This window comes from Wolbachia endosymbiont (group A) of Sympetrum striolatum (assembly GCF_947250715.1).
Taxonomy (GTDB): domain Bacteria; phylum Pseudomonadota; class Alphaproteobacteria; order Rickettsiales; family Anaplasmataceae; genus Wolbachia.
On sequence record NZ_OX366342.1, the window covers coordinates 1,064,207 to 1,081,534 of the forward strand.

The following is a 17,328-nucleotide window of genomic DNA, read 5'->3' on the forward strand; positions in this document are numbered from 1 at the left end:
TATATTGAGATGTTTGTTCCCAAAAAGAGTAAATATAAGAAGGTATTTAAGGGGCGAATTAAGGGTAATACAAAAGGTGGTAGCACATTATCTTTTGGAGATTATGGCTTAAAAGCTGTAGAAGCAGGTAGGATTCAGTCTAAGCATATTGAAACTGCAAGGCGTGTAATATCTAGAACATTAAAACGCTCTGGTAAAGTGTGGATAAGAATTTTTCCTGATACCCCTGTTAGTAAAAAGCCGGCAGATGTACGTATGGGTAAGGGAAAAGGTAGTGTTGAATTTTGGGTGTTTAAAGCTAAGCCCGGTAGAATGTTGTTTGAGATTAGCAGTGATGTTCCCATGCATTTAGCAAGATTGGCGCTTGAAAAGGCAACCGCTAAGCTTCCTATGAAGTGTAAATTTGTATCTAATCATAATTAAATGGAGTTGCAATGGATATAGCTGACATTGAATCGAGGTCTTCACAAGAATTGCATGAAATTCTTGTAAATTTGAGAAAAGAGTTTGTTAATTTGGTTTTTCAAAAGAAGTTGGGGCAGTGCAACAATATTTCGCGTTTTAGCTTAATAAGAAAGAGCATAGCTCGTATTCTAACTACATTAAATAAAAGAAGAAGAGAGGAAAAGAATGCCTAAAAAGGTTTTTTGTGGTACTGTAACTAAGGCTAAGTGTGATAAGACTGTAAAGGTTTCGGTATTACAAGTGTATAAGGATCAGATGTATAAAAAGGTTATAAAAAAATACAAGAAGTATACAGCACATGATGAGAATAATAGTTGTAAAGAAGGGGACAAGGTTTTAATACAAGAACACAAGCCTATTTCTACTACTAAAAAATGGGTTGTTGTTAATAGCTCACATTGAATAGGATATTTATATGATTCAAAAAAATACATTGTTGGAAGTAGCTGATAATTCTGGTGCGCGTGCAGTGCTTTGTATTGGTTTATTGGGTGGTAGAAAGTCTGCATCTATAGGTGACACAGTTATTGTATCTACTAAATCTATTACTCCAAGAGGGAAGGTTGAGAAGGGAAAAGTATATAGAGCAGTTGTGGTGAGGGTGAAAAGCCCTATTAGAAAATCTGATGGTTCTGTAATTCGTTTTTCTAGCAATGCTGTAGTTTTGATTAACGATCAAGGTGAACCACTTGGCACTCGGCTATTTGGTCCGGTAAAAAAGTTATCATCTGGTTCTTTTATGAAGATAATGTCATTAGCTGTTGAGGTTTTATAATGAGTGCTAAAATAAAAAGTGGTGACGACGTTATAGTTTTAACTGGTAGAGATAAGGGAAAAATTGGTAAAGTGATTAAAGTTGTGGCATGTGATGCTAAAAAGAAAGTAATTGTTTCTGGGGTAAATGTACATAAGAGACACACTAAACCAAAAGCTGTTAGTAGTGGTGGTATATTAAATAAAGAGTTAGCTATTGATATATCCAACGTTGCAACATTAGACCCTAAATATAAAACTCCAACTAGAGTGGGGTTTAAGGTTATAGGCGGTAGAAAAGTGCGTTTTGCAAAAGTTTCTGGAGAAGTGATAGATTAGGTTGATATGTTTAAAGAATTGTATAAAGATAGCATAGTAAAGTCCTTAAAGGATAAGTTTAATTACGGCAATATCATGCAAGTGCCTAAACTTGTCAAGGTGTGTATCAATATGGGCGTTGGAGATGCTGCTACAGATAGTAAAGCAATAAATGAACCACTTGATAGCCTATATTTGATTGCTGGGCAGAAGCCTTTATCAACTTTTGCAAAAAAATCTATTTCTGGCTTCAAGATCAGAAAAGGTGCTACAGTAGGTTGCAAAGTAACTTTGCGTAGAGATAAAATGTATGAGTTTTTAGAAAGATTGATATATATTGCTTTGCCAAGGGAAAAAGATTTTAGAGGATTTAGTGTGAAGCAATTTGACGGTAATGGTAATTTTTCCTTTGGTATAAAGGAACATATCTCGTTTTTAGAAATAGACTATGATAAAATAAGTAAAATTAGAGGTATGGATATTAATATTATAACAAGTGCAGTTATTGATAAGGAAGCAAAGGAATTATTACTGGCTCTTAAATTTCCTTTTTTTGATTAATTGAGAGGAGAAATATATGGCAAAAAAATCTATGATAGAAAGAAATCTTCGCAGAATAAAGCTGTGCGATCAATATAAAGAAAAAAGAGAGAAATTGAAATCTATAATAAATAATAAGAATTTGTCTATTGTAGAAAGGTTTACAGCTCAAAATAAATTAATTAAAAAATTGCCTAGAAATTCTTCTAAAACCAAAATTAGAAATAGGTGTGCTTTAACTGGGAGACCAAGAGGAGTATATAGAAAATTTGGTTTATGTAGAATTGTTTTGCGTGATTTATGTTCTTTTGGGCAAGTTCCAGGAGTTACAAAGTCTAGTTGGTAAATATAATATAAGGAGTATATTGTGGCGTTATCTGATAGTATTGGTGATTTTTTAACAAGGATACGTAATGCTCAATTGGCAATGCATAGAACAACAAGAGTGTTGTTTTCTAAAGTGAATTCTTCTATACTGAAGATTTTAAAAGATGAAGGGTATATCCTTGATTATGAAAAGCAAGTTGTAGATAATTTACCTTCTTTCATTGTAAAATTGAAGTATTATGAGAAGTCACCTGTAATTAGTGACATAGTTAGGGTGTCAAAGCCTGGTTGTCGTTGTTATTCTAAGTATAAGGACATTTCTAAAGCATATAATGGTCTTGGTATTTTTATTATATCGACACCCAAAGGAGTGATGACTGATTATAATGCACATAAATTAAAGGTTGGTGGAGAAGTTTTGTGTCGTGTGTTTTAAATAATAGGAGAAATTCATGTCTCGTATAGGTGCTGCTCCTATCAATATTCCTGCTGGTATTTCAGTTGAATATAATAATGGTAGGATGTTAATAAAGAGTGCTAAGGCTGAAAAAGAGCTTAGCTTAATCAGTGATGTTGTGTGCCGGATTGTTGATAATCAGCTACTCCTTTCTGTGGATCAAGATAAAGATGATTATGATGAAATAAAGCCTATGTGGGGCACTTATAGGAGTAATATTAATAATATTATTAACGGCATGGTTGATGGTTTTTCTGTTAATCTTGAGATTAATGGTGTTGGATATAAGGCAGAGTGTGATGGTAAGTATTTGACTTTGTATCTTGGTTATAGCCATAATGTTAAATATAAAGTGCCTAAAGATGTTGAGATTAAGTGCATAAAGCCAACTCACTTAGTAGTTAGTGGTATGGATAAGCAAAAAGTCTATATGGTGGCATCTGATATATGCAGGATTAGGAAGTACGATCCTTATAAAGGTAAGGGTATTGTAATAAAGGGTAAATTTATGTTGCGTAAAGTTGTAAGTAAAAAGAAGTAATTAAGATGAGAAGGTTATATAATTTTTTAAGTAACTATGAAAAAAGGAAGTTGCGTAATAGAGCGAAGCTTGACAAGAGCGCTGAACGTTTGCGTATATCCATATTTAAATCTAATAGGCATTTTTATGTCCAGTTAATTAATGATGTAAAAGGAGTAACTCTCACTTCAGCTTCTACTTTGGATGCTAAAATTAAGGATGTATGTAAAGGAAAAGTCAATGCTGAAACTATAAAACAGGTTTCTTCTTTAATGATTGAGCGCTTATCTGGTCTGAAATTAGAACAAAAGCTAGTATTTGATCGTGGAGCGTATAAATATACAGGATTAGTTTCTCAATTTGCTGAGGCTTTAAGAAGTTCTGGATTTGAGTTTTAGAAGGTTTTGAATATGGCTATAAAGAATTTACAAAATAATAATGATTTATCAGAGCTTTTAGTTTCGGTACGAAGAGTAACAACGGTTACCAAAGGTGGCAGAAGATTTTCATTTTCAATTTTGGTTGTTGTTGGTGATGGGAAGGGTAGGGTAGGATGTGGAATAGGTAAGCACGCAGAAGTTGCTGAAGCAAGAGTCAAAGCTGTAAATGCTGCAAAGAAATCGATGATTAGAGTGTACTTGCGTGAAGGTAGAACTTTGCATCATGATATTAAAGCTAAATTTTGTTCTGGTGAGATAGTTTTAAGAACCGCAAGAGCCGGAACAGGTATTATTGCTGGTGGAGCGATTAGATCAGTTTTTGAGGTGTTAGGTATAAAGGATGTGGTAGCTAAATCCACTAGATCAAATAATCCTCATAATGTTATATGTGCGGTATTTAAGGCTTTTGATAGTATGTTATCTCCTCGTCAGGTAGCAAGCAAAAGAGGCAAAAAGATTAGCGAGATAGTTGGAAACAGGTAAAGTATGAATAATGCTGTAAAATTAAACTCTATATTTACTAAGTTATCTAAGAAAAAGAAGCCTAAGTTGCTGGGTAGAGGTATCGGTTGTGGTAAAGGTAAAACATCCGGTAGAGGGCATAAAGGGCAAAAGGCTAGAAGTGGAGTTTCCATAAATGGTTTTGAGGGTGGACAACAGTCTATATATACTCGTTTGCCTAAAAGAGGTTTTAAGCCTATACGTAGGAACATATATTCTATAATTAATGTTGGCGATATACAGCGCTTAATGGAAGCTAAAAAAATAGTGAAAGACTCTGTTATAGATAAGGAGAGGCTGTATAGATTAGGTTTTATAAAGTCTATTAAGGATAAAATTAAACTTCTTAATAAAGGTAAGTTGAGCGAAAAATTTGTGTTTCATGTTGATTTTGCGTCAGAAGCTGCAAAAAAATCTGTAGCTTCAGTTGGTGGTAGTGTGGAAATACTATCGTAAATCATGGGCAATAAATCCGCATTTAATAGCTTGGATCCTACGTTGTTATATAAAGGCGATTTATTAAAACGTATATTTTTTACGCTAATAGCTTTAATTTGCTATCGCTTGGGTACTTATGTGCCTATTCCTGGAATTAATCTTGATGTAATTAATGATATATTTCCCAAAGAGGGCTCAGGTGTTTTTGGAGTATTTAATTTATTTTCTGGTGGTGCATTGGCTAGAATGACAATTCTAGCATTGAATGTTATGCCATATATAATGGCTTCTATCATTATTCAGTTGCTTTCTTCTGCGATTAAAGGAATGAAGGAAGTTAAGAATGATGGAGAGTCAGGCCGTAGAAAGATGAATTCTTATATACGCTACCTGACCATAGTAATTTGTGTATTTCAATCAATTCCAATTTTGGTTGGATTGGAAGGGATGAATAGGGAAGGGGTATTGGTTGTAATCGAACCTGGTGTTATGTTTCGTACAATAGGTGTTTTCAGCCTTTTAGGTGGAACTATGCTTTTAATATGGCTTGGTGAACGAATCAGTGCTAGCGGTATAGGCAATGGTATCTCATTAATCATTTTCACGGGCATAATATCAGAGTTACACAGCGCTTTGTCATCTCTGTTAACGTTAAATAAAAACGGTAGCGTATCGTTATTTATTATCCTTTTTGTTTTGGTATTGTTTTTTTTGCTGCTAGTCTTAGTCATTTTTGTAGAGTCTTCTTATAGAAAAGTTATTGTTCAACATCCTAAAAAGCAATTTAAAAGATTACATAATGACGATTTTACTTATATTCCATTGAAGATTAATTTATCTGGTGTAGTACCAACCATTTTTGCTAATGCAATTTTATTGACACCTATTTCAATTGCAAATTTCTATAAGGGGCACGCTTTTTCTGATTTTATTTTAAATTACTTTATGGCAAATAAAGTAGTATATATTGTAGCCTATTTGGTGCTGATAGTATTTTTTAATTTTTTCTATACCAATTTTATATTTAATCCAGAGGAAAACGCAGATTTTCTTAAAAAAAATGGTGGTTTTATACCTGGTAGAAGGCCTGGGAAACATACTTCTGATTACCTTCAAGATATAGTTTTTAAGTTGACATTCATTGGCTCTGCGTATTTGGTAGTCATATGTACTGTACCTGAAGTTATGAGATATTATTATGATATACCATTTATTTTTGGTGGGACGAGTCTACTGATTATAGTGAACGTTATTACTGATACTATTATGCAAATACAATCTTATATTTTTTCGAATAGGTACGATAGCTGGATAAAGAAATATGAGTCTAAAACGAGGAAAGTAAGATGATCATTACGATTTTTGGTCCTCCAGGTTCTGGTAAAGGTACTCAGTCAAGCTTGTTAATAGCAAAATATAATTTAAAATTAATTTCAGTGGGGGATTTATTAAGGAATATTATATCTAATGGCAGTGAGTTAGGTAAAAAAATAAAGGGTACCGTGGAATCTGGTAATTTAATTCAAGATGAAATTATATGTGGATTATTGCATGACCAGCTTGCATTAATGGATGATAATTGCTTATTAGATGGTTTTCCGAGAAATTTAAACCAGGCTCATTTTTTGACTCAAGTTTTGCAAGAAAAATATAATAGGGATGTTGATATTGTAATTGAACTGCAGCTTGACGATAATATTGCAATCGATAGATTAAAAAATCGTCTCGCGTGTTTGGACTGTAAAAGCATATATAGTGTATCTTCTTTTAAGAGTACTACTTGTGCTAAATGTAAAAGTACGAGGTTAGAGAAAAGAATTGATGATGCTGATATGTCTGCAATTAATAAGAGAATAAGTGAATATCACCTTCAAATGAAAGGTTTACGCGAGTATTATAAAGGCAAATTATTAACAATTGACGCTAATTTGAGTGTTGATGAGGTAACGCAAGAGATTGAAAGTAAAATTTCTTGTAATTTGGTTTGACTCTGAGTTGTTTTATGGTATAAATTAAGAGTTGTTATTAATAAAGTATCGAGGTACCAGTGGCACGTATTGCAGGCATAAATATTCCAGTGAGGAAATGTGTTCCTTTTGCATTAACTTATATATATGGTATAGGTATTGCTACTGCGAATGTAATTTGTCACGCTTGTGAAGTTGATAAGCGCAAACGTGTTTCAGAATTACGAGATGAAGATATAGAAAAGATCAGCAGTTTCATTAGACAAAATTATGTTATAGAAGGTGAGCTCAGAAAAGAAGTGGCTATGAACGTAAAATCTTTAGTGGAAATGGGATGCTATAGAGGAGTGAGACATAGAAAAGGTTTACCTGTGAGAGGGCAAAGGACTCATACTAATGCTAAGACTCGTAAAGGTAGATCTCGGTTGCTTATTGCTGGGAAAAAATAAAATTTATTATTATTGTGAGTTTTAATGAAAAAAGTCAAAACGGTTGGTAAGAGTACAAAGGAGTTTATTACTGGTGTTGTTCATATTCGTGCAACTTTTAATAATACTTTTGTAAGTGTAACTGATGTTCATGGTAATACGCTATGTCAAACTTCTGTGGGTGCATGTGGTTTTTCAGGTTCGAGAAAATCCACACCTTATGCTGCAGGTAAGGCTGCGGAGGCTGCTGCGAAGAATGCAATGGAGAGATTTGGTATGAAGGTTGTCTCTGTAATAATTCGTGGTCCTGGCTTTGGTACCGAAGCTGCGGTTAAAGCACTTCAGAGCTGTGGGTTGACTGTGACTTCAATTGCAGATAAAACCGCAATTCCTCATAATGGATGCAGGTTAAGAAAAAAAAGAAGAGTATAGGATATTTGAAAAGGTTGTTTTATGTATTATAATAATAATGTTTCTCTCTGTAGCAATTTAGATGAATTGATTAAACCTAGTTCAGTTAAGGTAATATCAGATGATTCAAGTGAAAAAGGTGATATAGTCCTAGAACCGTTGGAAAGTGGTTTTGCTTTAACATTAGGTAATGCATTGAGACGTGTAATGTTATCTTCTCTTAAAGGTAGTGCTGTTTATGGAATAAAAATTGAAGGTATAACTCATGAGTTTACTTCAATTCAAGGGGTAAGAGAAGACGTAACTGATATAGTATTAAATATGGGCATGTTGAGTTGTAAATTAAATGGTGCTTCTAATAAATGCTTAAATTTAAACGCTAAAGGGCCTTGCCAGGTATTAGCTGGGATGATAGAAACTGATGATCAATGCTCTATTGTTAATAAAGATTTGTTAATATGTACGCTGGGGCAAAATGTAGAGCTTAACATGACCATATATGTGGCTAGCGGAAAAGGTTATATTCCTGTAACTAAGTATAAAGAAAATGAACTTTTGAAGCTTATGAGTGAACAGGATTTAATTGGTTTTATTCCAGTTAATGCTTTGTATAGCCCTGTCAACAGGGTTTCGTACAGGGTAGAGAATAGTCGTGTTGGCCAAGTGACTGATAAGGATAAGCTGATATTGTCAATTGAAACTGATGGTACAATCTCTCCAAGTCAAGCTGTTGACTCTGCTGCAAGAATATTACAGGAGCAACTTCAGCCCTTTATTAGTTCTGATGTAAGTTATAAAAAATCGCAGGTTTCTTCGTCTAGTGGTGCTAAAGATTTGGGTTATGACCCTGTCTTATTGCGTAAGGTAGATGAAATGGAATTATCTGTCAGGTCTCATAACTGTCTGAAAAACGAAAACATCACTTATATAGGTGATCTTGTGCAAAAGACAGAAGGTGAAATGTTAAGAACTGCTAATTTTGGCAGGAAGTCTTTGAATGAGATTAAGGCAGTTTTGGCTAATTTTGGCTTGTCTTTGGGTATGAATGTGCTAAACTGGCCGCCTAAGGATATAGATGAGTTGGCTAAACAACATACTGATGAAGATTAGGTGATATATGAAACATGGAATAAAAAAACGTAAACTATCTCGTTGCACTGAACATAGATTATCGACGTTAAAGAATCTATCTATCTCATTAATTAACCATGAGCAGATTGTAACTACTTTACCAAAAGCTAAGGAACTTCGTCCATATGTCGAAAAGTTTATTACAATTGCTAAGAATAAGAATACTTTACATGGTAGAAGACTTTTGCTTTCACGCCTTCATAATAGTAAGTTAGCAGTTGATAAGTTATTAAACGTCTTAGCCAGCCGTTATCAAGATCGTAAAGGTGGGTATTCTAGAATAATAAAATTTAGCACTCGAAAGGGTGATTGCGCTTCAATGGCAGTGATAGAACTGGTTAATAGGGATATTGCAGCAAGAGGTAAGGTTTATAGTAAAAATAGAGAAGGAGGCAAAGTAGTTACACAAAGTTAATTATTATCATAATTGTTCTTCTTATGATAAGTAGGTTACGCTACTTTGTAGGTTACTTTGGCGAATTGTTAGTTTTGGCATATTTAAAGCTGAAATGGTATAATGTTATAAAACGCCGTTACCGTTGTAAGTTCGGTGAAATTGACTTAATTGTATCTAAAAAAAGGAGCTGATTTTTATAGAAGTTAAAACAAGTTTACTTGGAAAAGAAATACCGATATCTCATCTTCAATGTCAGTCTATTATAAATTCTTCTAAGTATTTCTTAAGTACAAACCTTAGTTTTTTAGATTATTCAGTCAGATATGATTTATGTTTTCTTTCCTTAAAGAGAGGACCTGTTTATATAAAAAATGCTTGGATTGAAGAATGGAAGGTTTGTAGCTGAATTAATTTAGATTTACTGGATTTAATATGAAAAAGACCCAATACAATAATTTAGTTTCATCTTACGCTAGAGTGCTGTTTCATGTCTCAGGAAGCAGGTTAGGTATTATAAGGAAAGAAGTAGAATTTTTATTGGCTTTTTTTAAGGATCAACGTGATGTTTTTGTGTACCTATCTCATCCTATGATTTCTTTTGCACACAAAAAAGAAGTGATGCTTTCTATAAATGAGCACTTGAGTGAAAATTTAGTAAAATTTATTATGGTTATATTTGCAAACAAACGCTCTAGTTTATTGATCCTTATATTAGAAAAATTCTTAAGTCTTGCAAAAGAAAATGAAAATGAATTCGAAATTACTATAAAGTCAGCAGAAGCTTTAAAGGAATCTGATATAAAAATAATTACTGAATCTTTGAGCTTTCTTGGTAAAATAATAAAAGTAAGCAATGTGGTTGACCCTTCTATACTAGGTGGCTTCGTAGTTAGGTATGGTTTTAATTTGATCGATGCTTCGCTAAAAAGTTACTTAGATAGGTTAGTTGACTTAAGTAAAATGGAAATATTAAAAGTAAGGAATTTTGTATGAAGAACAATATGAATGTTTCTGAGATAGCAAGTGTAATAAGGGAAAAAGTTGAGACGTTTGATAATCCTATAAAGCGGGAAAATATAGGTGAAGTAATTTCAGTAACAGATGGTATCGCATTGGTTTATGGGCTGGAAAAAGCAAAATTCGGTGAAAAGGTATTTTTTGCAAGCGGTGTAGAAGGAATAGTTCTTGATTTAGATCATAATACGGCTGGAATAGTTGTGCTTGGTAATGACCGTGATGTGAAAGAAGGGGACGTTGTAAAATGTAGTGGTGATGTTGTGCAGGTGCCTATAGGGCATGAATTGTTAGGGAGAGTTGTAAATGCGTTGGGCCATCCTATAGACGACGGTGGGGAAATTAGAGCCAAAAACAGAATGGATATAGAATCTAAAGCGCCAGGCATTATTGATCGTAAGTCTGTGCATGAGCCACTACAAACAGGAATTAAAATTATAGATTTGCTAATTCCAATAGGTAGAGGGCAGCGTGAATTGATTATTGGCGATAGACAAATTGGTAAAACTACTATTGCGCTTGATACTATTATCAATCAGAAGAAGATTAACGATGAGGTAAACGAAAATCAAAAAATTTACTGTGTTTATGTTGCTATTGGACAAAAAATTTCAACAGTAGCAAAAGTGGTAAATAAGCTGAAAGAAAGCGGAGCATTAGAGTATACAACTGTAGTTGTGGCTAGTGCATCTGACTGCGCGCCTATGCAATTTTTAGCACCTTATGCTGGTTGCACTATTGGGGAATTTTTCCGTGACAATGGAATGCATTGTTTGATTATATATGATGATTTATCTAAGCATGCTGTGGCATATAGGCAGATGTCTTTATTGCTCAGACGTCCTCCTGGTCGTGAAGCTTACCCTGGAGATATATTCTATGTACATTCTCGCTTGCTTGAAAGAGCTGCTAAAATGTCTAATAAAAAAGGGCAGGGGTCTTTAACTGCTTTGCCGATTGTCGAAACTCAAGCTGGTGATGTATCTGCATATGTGCCAACAAATGTTATTTCAATTACCGATGGGCAGATCTTTCTTGAGTCTGAATTATTTTATAAAGGATTTCGACCTGCAGTAAATATAGGTTTGTCAGTTTCACGGGTTGGTTCTGCTGCACAACTAAAGTCTGTGAAGAAAGTTGCTAGTTCTATAAAGCTAAGCTTAGCTCAGTATAGAGAATTAGAAGATTTTGCAAAATTTGGTTCTGATCTTGATGCTAGTGTTCAATTATCCTTGAATAAGGGTAAATATCTTGTCGAGTTATTAAAGCAAAAACAACATTTACCTATGTCAATAGAAGAGCAAGTAGTGCTGATGTATATTTTTTCTAACCTATATAATCAGTTAAGTAAAATACAAATAAGTTACATTAATAAATTTGAACATGATCTTATTAATTATTTTCATACTGTACACCCTGGGGTTTTAAAAAAGTTGTCAAATGACATGAGTGATGATATAAAAGGTGATATTTTTAACATTGTGAGTAATTTCGTTACTCAATTTAATTGCGTTTAGGTGGTGATTATGGCTTTATCCATTATTAATAAATTTCCTATGACGAGGGAAGGTTTTGAGAATATGCAAGCCGAACTTGAAAAATTAAAGGAAGAAAAACCTTCTGTGATACAGGCTATTTCTGATGCTCGTGATCAAGGTGATTTGTCTGAAAATGCAGAGTATCATGCAGCACGGGAAAGGTTAGGTTTTATTGAAGGCCGTATAATGGAGATAGAAAGTAAGCTCTCACATGCGGAAGTAATAGAAGTAAAAAATTTGTCTGGTGATTCAGTAATGTTTGGTGCAACTGTGACATTAAGCATGTTAAGTGATAATAACGGTGAAGTGGAATATGTTTATAAGGTTGTAGGCGAATATGAAGCTGATGTTTCAAAGCAGTTAATATCTACTAGTTCACCACTTGGGAGTGCCTTAATCGGCAAAAAAGTCGGTGAGTATGTGGAAGTGACAGTGCCAAATGGAGAGAAATTGTATAAAATAGTTAAGATTGAATTTAAGTAAATTATTATGGTACAGGCCACTTATGATTCAATGAGTCTACCCGGTATTTCTTCTGTGGAAGATGTATTAGAGGATGCTCGTTCCGGTAAATTATTCATTTTAGTTGATGATGAAAGTAGAGAGAATGAAGGTGATTTGGTTGTCTTAGCTGAAAAAGTAAAACCAGAACATATGGCTTTTATGGTTAGGTACGGTACAGGGGTTGTGTGCTTAGCAATGACTAAATTTCACATGAAGAGGTTGGGCCTTAATTTCATGGAAAAGAAAAATATTGGTGAAAATCATACCGCATTTACTACATCAATTGATGCACGTTATGGCATTACAACCGGTGTTTCAGCAGAGGATAGAACGAAAACTATATATGCTGCTATCAACAAGGATGGCACTCAGGATGACATCATAACTCCAGGTCATGTTTTTCCTGTAATTGCACATAAAGGTGGGGTGGCACAACGTGCTGGTCATACTGAAGCGAGTGTTGAAATGGCGAAGTTAGTAGGGTTTGATCATTCAGCAGTTATTTGTGAATTAGTGAATGATGATGGCTCTATGATGCGCTTACCTCAGTTACTTAAATTTGCTGAACAACATAAAATTAAGTTAACTACCATCGACAAACTTATCAGTTACGTTAAAAAATTAAACTAGCGTTTATAAATTTGTATAATTTAAGTGTTAAAATATAGAATTCCTATAAATTATACAAGCACAGAATTTCCATGTTTAGAATTGCTAAGTTTTTGACCTTATTGTTCTTTTTTGCATATTATAATAATGCTTACTCTATTAACATTATTAGAGATAGTGAAGTGGAAGCAATAGTGAAAGAGCTAGCGCAACCTTTATTTTTCGCTGCAAACATTGATAGTGACCGAATGAAAGTTTTTATAATTAATGATAATTCGATTAATGCTTTTGTAATTAACAACAACAGTATCTTCATTCATTTAGGACTTTTACAATACTCGGCTAAACCTTATGTCCTGCTTGGTATATTAGCACATGAGATTGCTCACATATCTGCTGGTCATATATTGCAAATGAGTAGTGCTATGGGTTATTTTCAATCGATAGCAATGATTAGTTATATGGTAGGATTAGTTTCTAGTATTATCATTAACCCTCAGGTTGCTGGTGCAATTTTGCTTAGTGGTGTAGCACTCAGTTCAGGGCTATTTTTTAACTATTCTCAAGAGCAAGAAAGTGTAGCAGATAGCTATGCTTTAAGGTACCTTGATGAATCTGGCTATGATAATTCAGGTATGAAAGAGATTTTTGATTATTTTAAAAGTATTGAGCATGAGAACACCGAGGAATATTTCCGCACTCACCCACTTAGTGAGAAACGCATATTTGCTGTACAAAATTATAAGGTCAAAAACAACGTAAAACCAATTTTTGCGGATAAGTTACTAAAGTTTGAGCGTGTGGTTGCAAAGTTAGACTCTTTCTTTGTTCCTATTCATGTGTTATCTAATAAATATGAAAATAATTCTGAGTATGTAAATGCTATAGTTTGCTATAGGCAAGGAAAGATAGAAGAGGCTATTGCTAAAGTTAATTCATTGATTCAAGAGTCACGCAATGACCCATACCTATATGAATTAAAAGCAGAAATGCTATACAAGGCCGGAAATTTAAGTGAAGCAATAAAAATGTATGAGGAATCGCTTAGGTATTTATCTGAGAAAAACAGTTATTTAGTGAAACTTGCATTATCTCATACTTTATTATTACACGGTGATGCAAAAAAGGCGATTTTTTACCTGGAGCAGATTTTGAATGTAGAACCAAATAACGCTTTTGTCTGGAAATATTTAAGCATTGCATATAAATGTGAAGCTGATACGGCAATGCATTATTTTGCCTTGACAAAAAAGGCTTGTATTGAAGGTGATTTAAAGCAATTTACAAAATATGCTGAGCTAGCTGTTAAAACTCTACCAAAAGATAGTCCTTATTTGTTGCAAGTTGAAGATATGAAGCGATTTAATGGATAGCAAAAAAGCATTTCTGCACTTTTATGGGTTATTTTCCACACTTTTCCAACATAGCTTTTGCTTCATCACTTACGTTGGGCATAATTTTCGTTATGATAGTTTTAGCGCCAAAAAATACACCACAGAACATGCCTAGAGCAAAGAGGGCTGGCCACGGCATCCTGCCAAATATTGCAAGCAAAGCTGCACCAATTATTACTACCGTCATAAGTGGACCGCCTATTCCCCAAACGTAACCAATAATATTGCATATTACTTTAGTTGTGTCATCCATATCAGGATCAGTGGTAGCTGCATAACCTGAGAAAGAGAAAAGTAATACTACACAAAAAACACTAAAAAATCTTTTTATTATAGAGCTCATTTTCTTGCCTTTAAATAATAAATTAACGCAAACGCAAACCTACACATATTTTTATTTTAAAGTAAAAATTATAATTTGTCTATACATAAGTGTTGCTACATAAATAACCCACCATTAATGTTAAGCACATGCCCTGTTATATATTTTGCTTCATCACTTGCTAAAAATAAGACCCCTGCTGCTATTTCTTCCCCTGTTCCCATTCTTTTCATTGGAATATTATCTAATATTTTTCCCTTTTGTCCTTCATTTAAAACTTCAGTCATTTTAGTATCTATAAACCCAGGAGCAATACAATTTACTGTTATATTACGACTTGCAACTTCTTTTGCTATAGATTTGCTCATAGCTATTATTCCAGCTTTAGACGCTGCATAATTTGCTTGCCCGGCGTTTCCTGTCAGCCCTATTATTGAGGAAATATTTATAATTCTTCCCCAATTATTCTTAATTAGTCTCTTACATGCTTCTCTACTCAGCTTAAATGTAGAGCTCAAGTTAATATCAATTACTTTTTGCCATGCTTCATCTGTCATTCTCAATAATAAACTGTCTCGCGTAATGCCCGCATTGCATATAAGCCCGTCAAAGCCTTCCATCAACTCACTTGCTCTATTTACTAGTTGATTTACTTCCTCAGCATTTGATAAGTCACAAGGGAGTATGTGCATATTTTTTTCATATTGTTTAGCAACTTCTTCGAGCACTTCTTTTTTTGTGCCAGAAATACATAAAGTTGCTCCGGCTTTGTGCATAATTTTTACAATTGCTTGCCCTATTCCGCCTGATGCGCCAGTGATCAGGAACTTTCTACTTTCCAATCTAAACATAATAACTTTATATTATCTTAATTCCTAACAGAATATCGACTGGTTGGCAATAGATTTCTTACATAATATAAGTAACTCAGATATTCACAAAATAAAGGAAAAGTTATAATAAAGTTAAACGTCAAAAAATTTTAAAAACATAGTTGATGCAGGAATTGTTACTAAATAGTTTATTCTGGTGCTCTGCAGTCTAAATGGAATGCCTAAATTATAGATTCTTTGTTTTTGTGTGTTATCTTGAGTTAACACAAATTCACAGTAGTATTATGATAAGTAAGTTAAAAAAGCTTAGCGCTGGATTTTCTTTGACAGGCCTGATTGGCCATAGTGATAATATAAATATGCAAGGAGCAAAAAATAAAAAGAAGAAGTACCCAAAATTTTTGGATAAGACGTTTGCATTGATTGATGCAGTGATAAATTTTATTTTAAAACGCGAAAGTAATAACGTAAATGAAGTTCTGAGAGTAACATGGGGACCACTATTTTTTGGTCTGGTAGTAATACTCATCTTTTTTGGGATAGGTGGTATTTGGTCGGCTATAGCTCCAATTGACGGTGCGGTGCATGCAAGTGGAGAAGTTATTGTATCTTCAAATAGGAAAATAGTTCAACACTTGGGCGGAGGAATAATAAGCAAAATTTTAGTCAAAGAGAGCCAAGCAGTTAAAAAAGATGAGCCTCTAGTTTTGTTGAGTGATGTTAACGAGAAGGCGAATTTAAGTATTATCAAAGAGAAGCTCTTATCATTTTTAGCAACAGAAGCAAGGCTTATTGCAATCAGAGGAGATTTAGACACGCTCGAGTTTCCTGATGAGGTTAAAAAATTATCTCACGATGAACTTGTAAATAAAGTGATAAAGAATCAAGTAAAGTTGTTCAACTCTCAGAGAAAGAGCATATTGGGAAAAACAGACATACTGCAACAACGTATAAAGCAGTTAAATGATGAATTAGCTGGGCTAAACTTTCAACTAAATGCAGCTCATAAGCAATATGACTTGATAACTGAGGAGTTGGAAACAAAAAGACAATTACTTGATAGTGGCCATATAAGCAAACCACACATTTTAGCTTTAGAAAAACAGTTTGCTGAAATTGAAGGCAGAGTTGGACATTACCGTTCTGCAATATCTCAAGTGCAGCAAAAAATTGGAGAGAATGAATTAGAAATTATAAACGTGAGAAATGATTCTCAAGAAAGAGCAAACGCTGAACTTAAGGAAGTTAGTACGTCTATTGCAGACTTGAAAGAGAGGCTGATGGTTGCTGAAGATTCATTAGCACGTACAATAATTAAATCCCCTCAAGATGGGATAGTCACAGATATAAGATACCATACTGAAGGTGGTGTTATACAATCTGGAGTTCCAATCATGAGCGTAGTGCCATCGGATGATGACCTAATAATAGATGCTAAAATTCAGACCAGAAACATAGAAGAGGTACTGTCAGCACAAAAGAAAGATAGCAACATAGTCTCTATTGATGGGCTAGAAGGGCTAAAGGTTAAAGTCCGGCTGAGTGCTTACAGTGCACGTCGTTTAAGTTTAATTAGTGGTATAGTAAGCCATATTTCTCCTGATGCTCTTGATGATCCAAGACTAGGGCGTTATTATTCAGTGCGCGTGGTGATACCAAAGTCAGAGCTTGCTCAATTTAAAAATGTATACCTATACCCTGGTATGCCAGCAGAAGTGTACATAGTTACTCAATCCCGTACTCTTTTATCATTCTTGTTTACACCTATAATTGCAACAGTCGATAGGTCTTTTATAGAAAGGTAGCTCTATTTGGCTTCTCTAAAGATTTCGTTTACAGAATCTAGTAACTCAGCTATGCAGAATGAAAAAAGTTTGTATGGTATACAAATATAGTGTGTTTTTTTATAATTATTTTCTATAATGCGTAAATCTTTGGTCCAAGCTGTAAATGCTACCATAGGCATTAAAAGTTAATTAACAAACTGCAATGTATAATAAAATAAAGGAACTTGTAAGATT

At 34.0% G+C, this 17,328-nt stretch carries 26 protein-coding genes and 1 pseudogene; 25 read left to right on the plus strand and 2 right to left on the minus strand.

What is annotated here, in order from left to right; genetic code table 11:
- Window positions 1-9 precede the first annotated feature (9 nt).
- The 24 genes and pseudogenes from rplP (at window position 10) to OOK87_RS05335 (ending at window position 14,131) form a co-directional block, all read left to right on the plus strand.
- Window positions 10-423 (plus strand): 50S ribosomal protein L16, encoded by a 414-nt coding sequence (gene rplP / locus OOK87_RS05220; protein ID WP_250294844.1) that lies wholly within the window; start codon window positions 10-12, stop codon window positions 421-423.
- A gap of 11 nt (window positions 424-434) precedes the next feature.
- Window positions 435-638, plus strand: a complete 204-nt coding sequence (gene rpmC / locus OOK87_RS05225) for a 50S ribosomal protein L29 (protein ID WP_006279350.1) — start codon at window positions 435-437, stop codon at window positions 636-638.
- Window positions 631-867 carry a 30S ribosomal protein S17 gene (rpsQ, locus tag OOK87_RS05230; RefSeq protein WP_264688277.1) on the plus strand — a complete coding sequence of 79 codons (237 nt, stop codon included), beginning with the start codon at window positions 631-633 and terminating at the stop codon, window positions 865-867. Before rpmC ends, rpsQ begins: the two co-directional genes overlap by 8 nt.
- A gap of 13 nt (window positions 868-880) precedes the next feature.
- Entirely contained in the window at window positions 881-1,240 is a 360-nt protein-coding gene (rplN, locus tag OOK87_RS05235; RefSeq protein ID WP_264688278.1) for a 50S ribosomal protein L14, read from the plus strand.
- Window positions 1,240-1,557 (plus strand): 50S ribosomal protein L24, encoded by a 318-nt coding sequence (rplX, locus tag OOK87_RS05240; RefSeq protein WP_406719580.1) that lies wholly within the window; start codon window positions 1,240-1,242, stop codon window positions 1,555-1,557. The genes rplN and rplX overlap by 1 nt, the downstream gene beginning before the upstream one ends.
- A 6-nt stretch (window positions 1,558-1,563) precedes the next feature.
- Window positions 1,564-2,097: a 50S ribosomal protein L5 gene (gene rplE / locus OOK87_RS05245; protein ID WP_264688279.1), complete on the plus strand. Its 534-nt coding sequence runs from the start codon at window positions 1,564-1,566 to the stop codon at window positions 2,095-2,097.
- Window positions 2,098-2,113: 16 nt separating this feature from the next.
- Complete coding sequence (gene rpsN / locus OOK87_RS05250; protein ID WP_064124653.1) at window positions 2,114-2,422, plus strand: 30S ribosomal protein S14; 309 nt, start codon at window positions 2,114-2,116, stop codon at window positions 2,420-2,422.
- A 21-nt stretch (window positions 2,423-2,443) separates the two neighbouring features.
- Window positions 2,444-2,839: a 30S ribosomal protein S8 gene (gene rpsH / locus OOK87_RS05255; RefSeq protein ID WP_064124654.1), complete on the plus strand. Its 396-nt coding sequence runs from the start codon at window positions 2,444-2,446 to the stop codon at window positions 2,837-2,839.
- Window positions 2,840-2,855: 16 nt separating this feature from the next.
- Window positions 2,856-3,401 carry a 50S ribosomal protein L6 gene (gene rplF, locus OOK87_RS05260; RefSeq protein WP_253309084.1) on the plus strand — a complete coding sequence of 182 codons (546 nt, stop codon included), beginning with the start codon at window positions 2,856-2,858 and terminating at the stop codon, window positions 3,399-3,401.
- Window positions 3,402-3,406: 5 nt separating this feature from the next.
- Window positions 3,407-3,778 carry a 50S ribosomal protein L18 gene (rplR, locus tag OOK87_RS05265; RefSeq protein WP_250294835.1) on the plus strand — a complete coding sequence of 124 codons (372 nt, stop codon included), beginning with the start codon at window positions 3,407-3,409 and terminating at the stop codon, window positions 3,776-3,778.
- A 12-nt stretch (window positions 3,779-3,790) separates the two neighbouring features.
- Window positions 3,791-4,303, plus strand: a complete 513-nt coding sequence (gene rpsE, locus OOK87_RS05270; RefSeq protein ID WP_253309082.1) for a 30S ribosomal protein S5 — start codon at window positions 3,791-3,793, stop codon at window positions 4,301-4,303.
- A gap of 3 nt (window positions 4,304-4,306) precedes the next feature.
- Window positions 4,307-4,777 carry a 50S ribosomal protein L15 gene (rplO, locus tag OOK87_RS05275; RefSeq protein WP_096616812.1) on the plus strand — a complete coding sequence of 157 codons (471 nt, stop codon included), beginning with the start codon at window positions 4,307-4,309 and terminating at the stop codon, window positions 4,775-4,777.
- A gap of 3 nt (window positions 4,778-4,780) precedes the next feature.
- Entirely contained in the window at window positions 4,781-6,109 is a 1,329-nt protein-coding gene (gene secY, locus OOK87_RS05280) for a preprotein translocase subunit SecY (RefSeq protein WP_253309081.1), read from the plus strand.
- Entirely contained in the window at window positions 6,106-6,747 is a 642-nt protein-coding gene (locus OOK87_RS05285; protein WP_253309080.1) for an adenylate kinase family protein, read from the plus strand. The genes secY and OOK87_RS05285 overlap by 4 nt, the downstream gene beginning before the upstream one ends.
- A 59-nt stretch (window positions 6,748-6,806) precedes the next feature.
- Window positions 6,807-7,175 carry a 30S ribosomal protein S13 gene (gene rpsM / locus OOK87_RS05290; RefSeq protein ID WP_264688280.1) on the plus strand — a complete coding sequence of 123 codons (369 nt, stop codon included), beginning with the start codon at window positions 6,807-6,809 and terminating at the stop codon, window positions 7,173-7,175.
- A 24-nt stretch (window positions 7,176-7,199) separates the two neighbouring features.
- Window positions 7,200-7,586 (plus strand): 30S ribosomal protein S11, encoded by a 387-nt coding sequence (gene rpsK / locus OOK87_RS05295; RefSeq protein WP_264688281.1) that lies wholly within the window; start codon window positions 7,200-7,202, stop codon window positions 7,584-7,586.
- A gap of 21 nt (window positions 7,587-7,607) precedes the next feature.
- Window positions 7,608-8,675 (plus strand): DNA-directed RNA polymerase subunit alpha, encoded by a 1,068-nt coding sequence (locus OOK87_RS05300; RefSeq protein ID WP_264688282.1) that lies wholly within the window; start codon window positions 7,608-7,610, stop codon window positions 8,673-8,675.
- Window positions 8,676-8,682: 7 nt separating this feature from the next.
- Entirely contained in the window at window positions 8,683-9,111 is a 429-nt protein-coding gene (gene rplQ, locus OOK87_RS05305) for a 50S ribosomal protein L17 (protein ID WP_253309077.1), read from the plus strand.
- Window positions 9,112-9,134: 23 nt separating this feature from the next.
- Window positions 9,135-9,499 (plus strand): annotated as a pseudogene (locus tag OOK87_RS05310) (YraN family protein).
- Between the two features lie 26 nt (window positions 9,500-9,525).
- Window positions 9,526-10,086, plus strand: coding sequence for an ATP synthase F1 subunit delta (gene atpH / locus OOK87_RS05315; RefSeq protein WP_253309075.1), 561 nt, complete (start codon window positions 9,526-9,528; stop codon window positions 10,084-10,086).
- Window positions 10,083-11,624, plus strand: coding sequence for a F0F1 ATP synthase subunit alpha (gene atpA / locus OOK87_RS05320; RefSeq protein ID WP_264688283.1), 1,542 nt, complete (start codon window positions 10,083-10,085; stop codon window positions 11,622-11,624). The genes atpH and atpA overlap by 4 nt, the downstream gene beginning before the upstream one ends.
- Before the next feature lie 9 nt (window positions 11,625-11,633).
- Window positions 11,634-12,128 (plus strand): transcription elongation factor GreA, encoded by a 495-nt coding sequence (gene greA, locus OOK87_RS05325; RefSeq protein ID WP_264688284.1) that lies wholly within the window; start codon window positions 11,634-11,636, stop codon window positions 12,126-12,128.
- Between the two features lie 6 nt (window positions 12,129-12,134).
- On the plus strand, window positions 12,135-12,779 hold the full coding sequence (gene ribB, locus OOK87_RS05330; RefSeq protein WP_264688285.1) for a 3,4-dihydroxy-2-butanone-4-phosphate synthase: 645 nt from the start codon (window positions 12,135-12,137) through the stop codon (window positions 12,777-12,779).
- A gap of 71 nt (window positions 12,780-12,850) precedes the next feature.
- Entirely contained in the window at window positions 12,851-14,131 is a 1,281-nt protein-coding gene (locus OOK87_RS05335; RefSeq protein ID WP_264688286.1) for a M48 family metalloprotease, read from the plus strand.
- Between the two features lie 28 nt (window positions 14,132-14,159).
- Here the strand turns inward: OOK87_RS05335 and OOK87_RS05340 are convergent, their stop codons facing one another.
- The gene (locus tag OOK87_RS05340) at window positions 14,160-14,495 is read right to left on the minus strand and encodes a TrbC/VirB2 family protein (protein WP_253309072.1); all 336 of its coding nucleotides are present in this window, start codon (window positions 14,493-14,495) and stop codon (window positions 14,160-14,162) included.
- Between the two features lie 95 nt (window positions 14,496-14,590).
- The gene (gene fabG, locus OOK87_RS05345; protein WP_253309071.1) at window positions 14,591-15,325 is read right to left on the minus strand and encodes a 3-oxoacyl-[acyl-carrier-protein] reductase; all 735 of its coding nucleotides are present in this window, start codon (window positions 15,323-15,325) and stop codon (window positions 14,591-14,593) included.
- 266 nt (window positions 15,326-15,591) lie between these two features.
- On the opposite strand from fabG, the gene OOK87_RS05350 reads away from it, so the two are divergent.
- A complete protein-coding gene (locus OOK87_RS05350) occupies window positions 15,592-17,112 on the plus strand; it encodes an HlyD family type I secretion periplasmic adaptor subunit (RefSeq protein ID WP_264688287.1) in 1,521 nt (506 codons plus the stop codon).
- Window positions 17,113-17,328 lie beyond the last annotated feature (216 nt).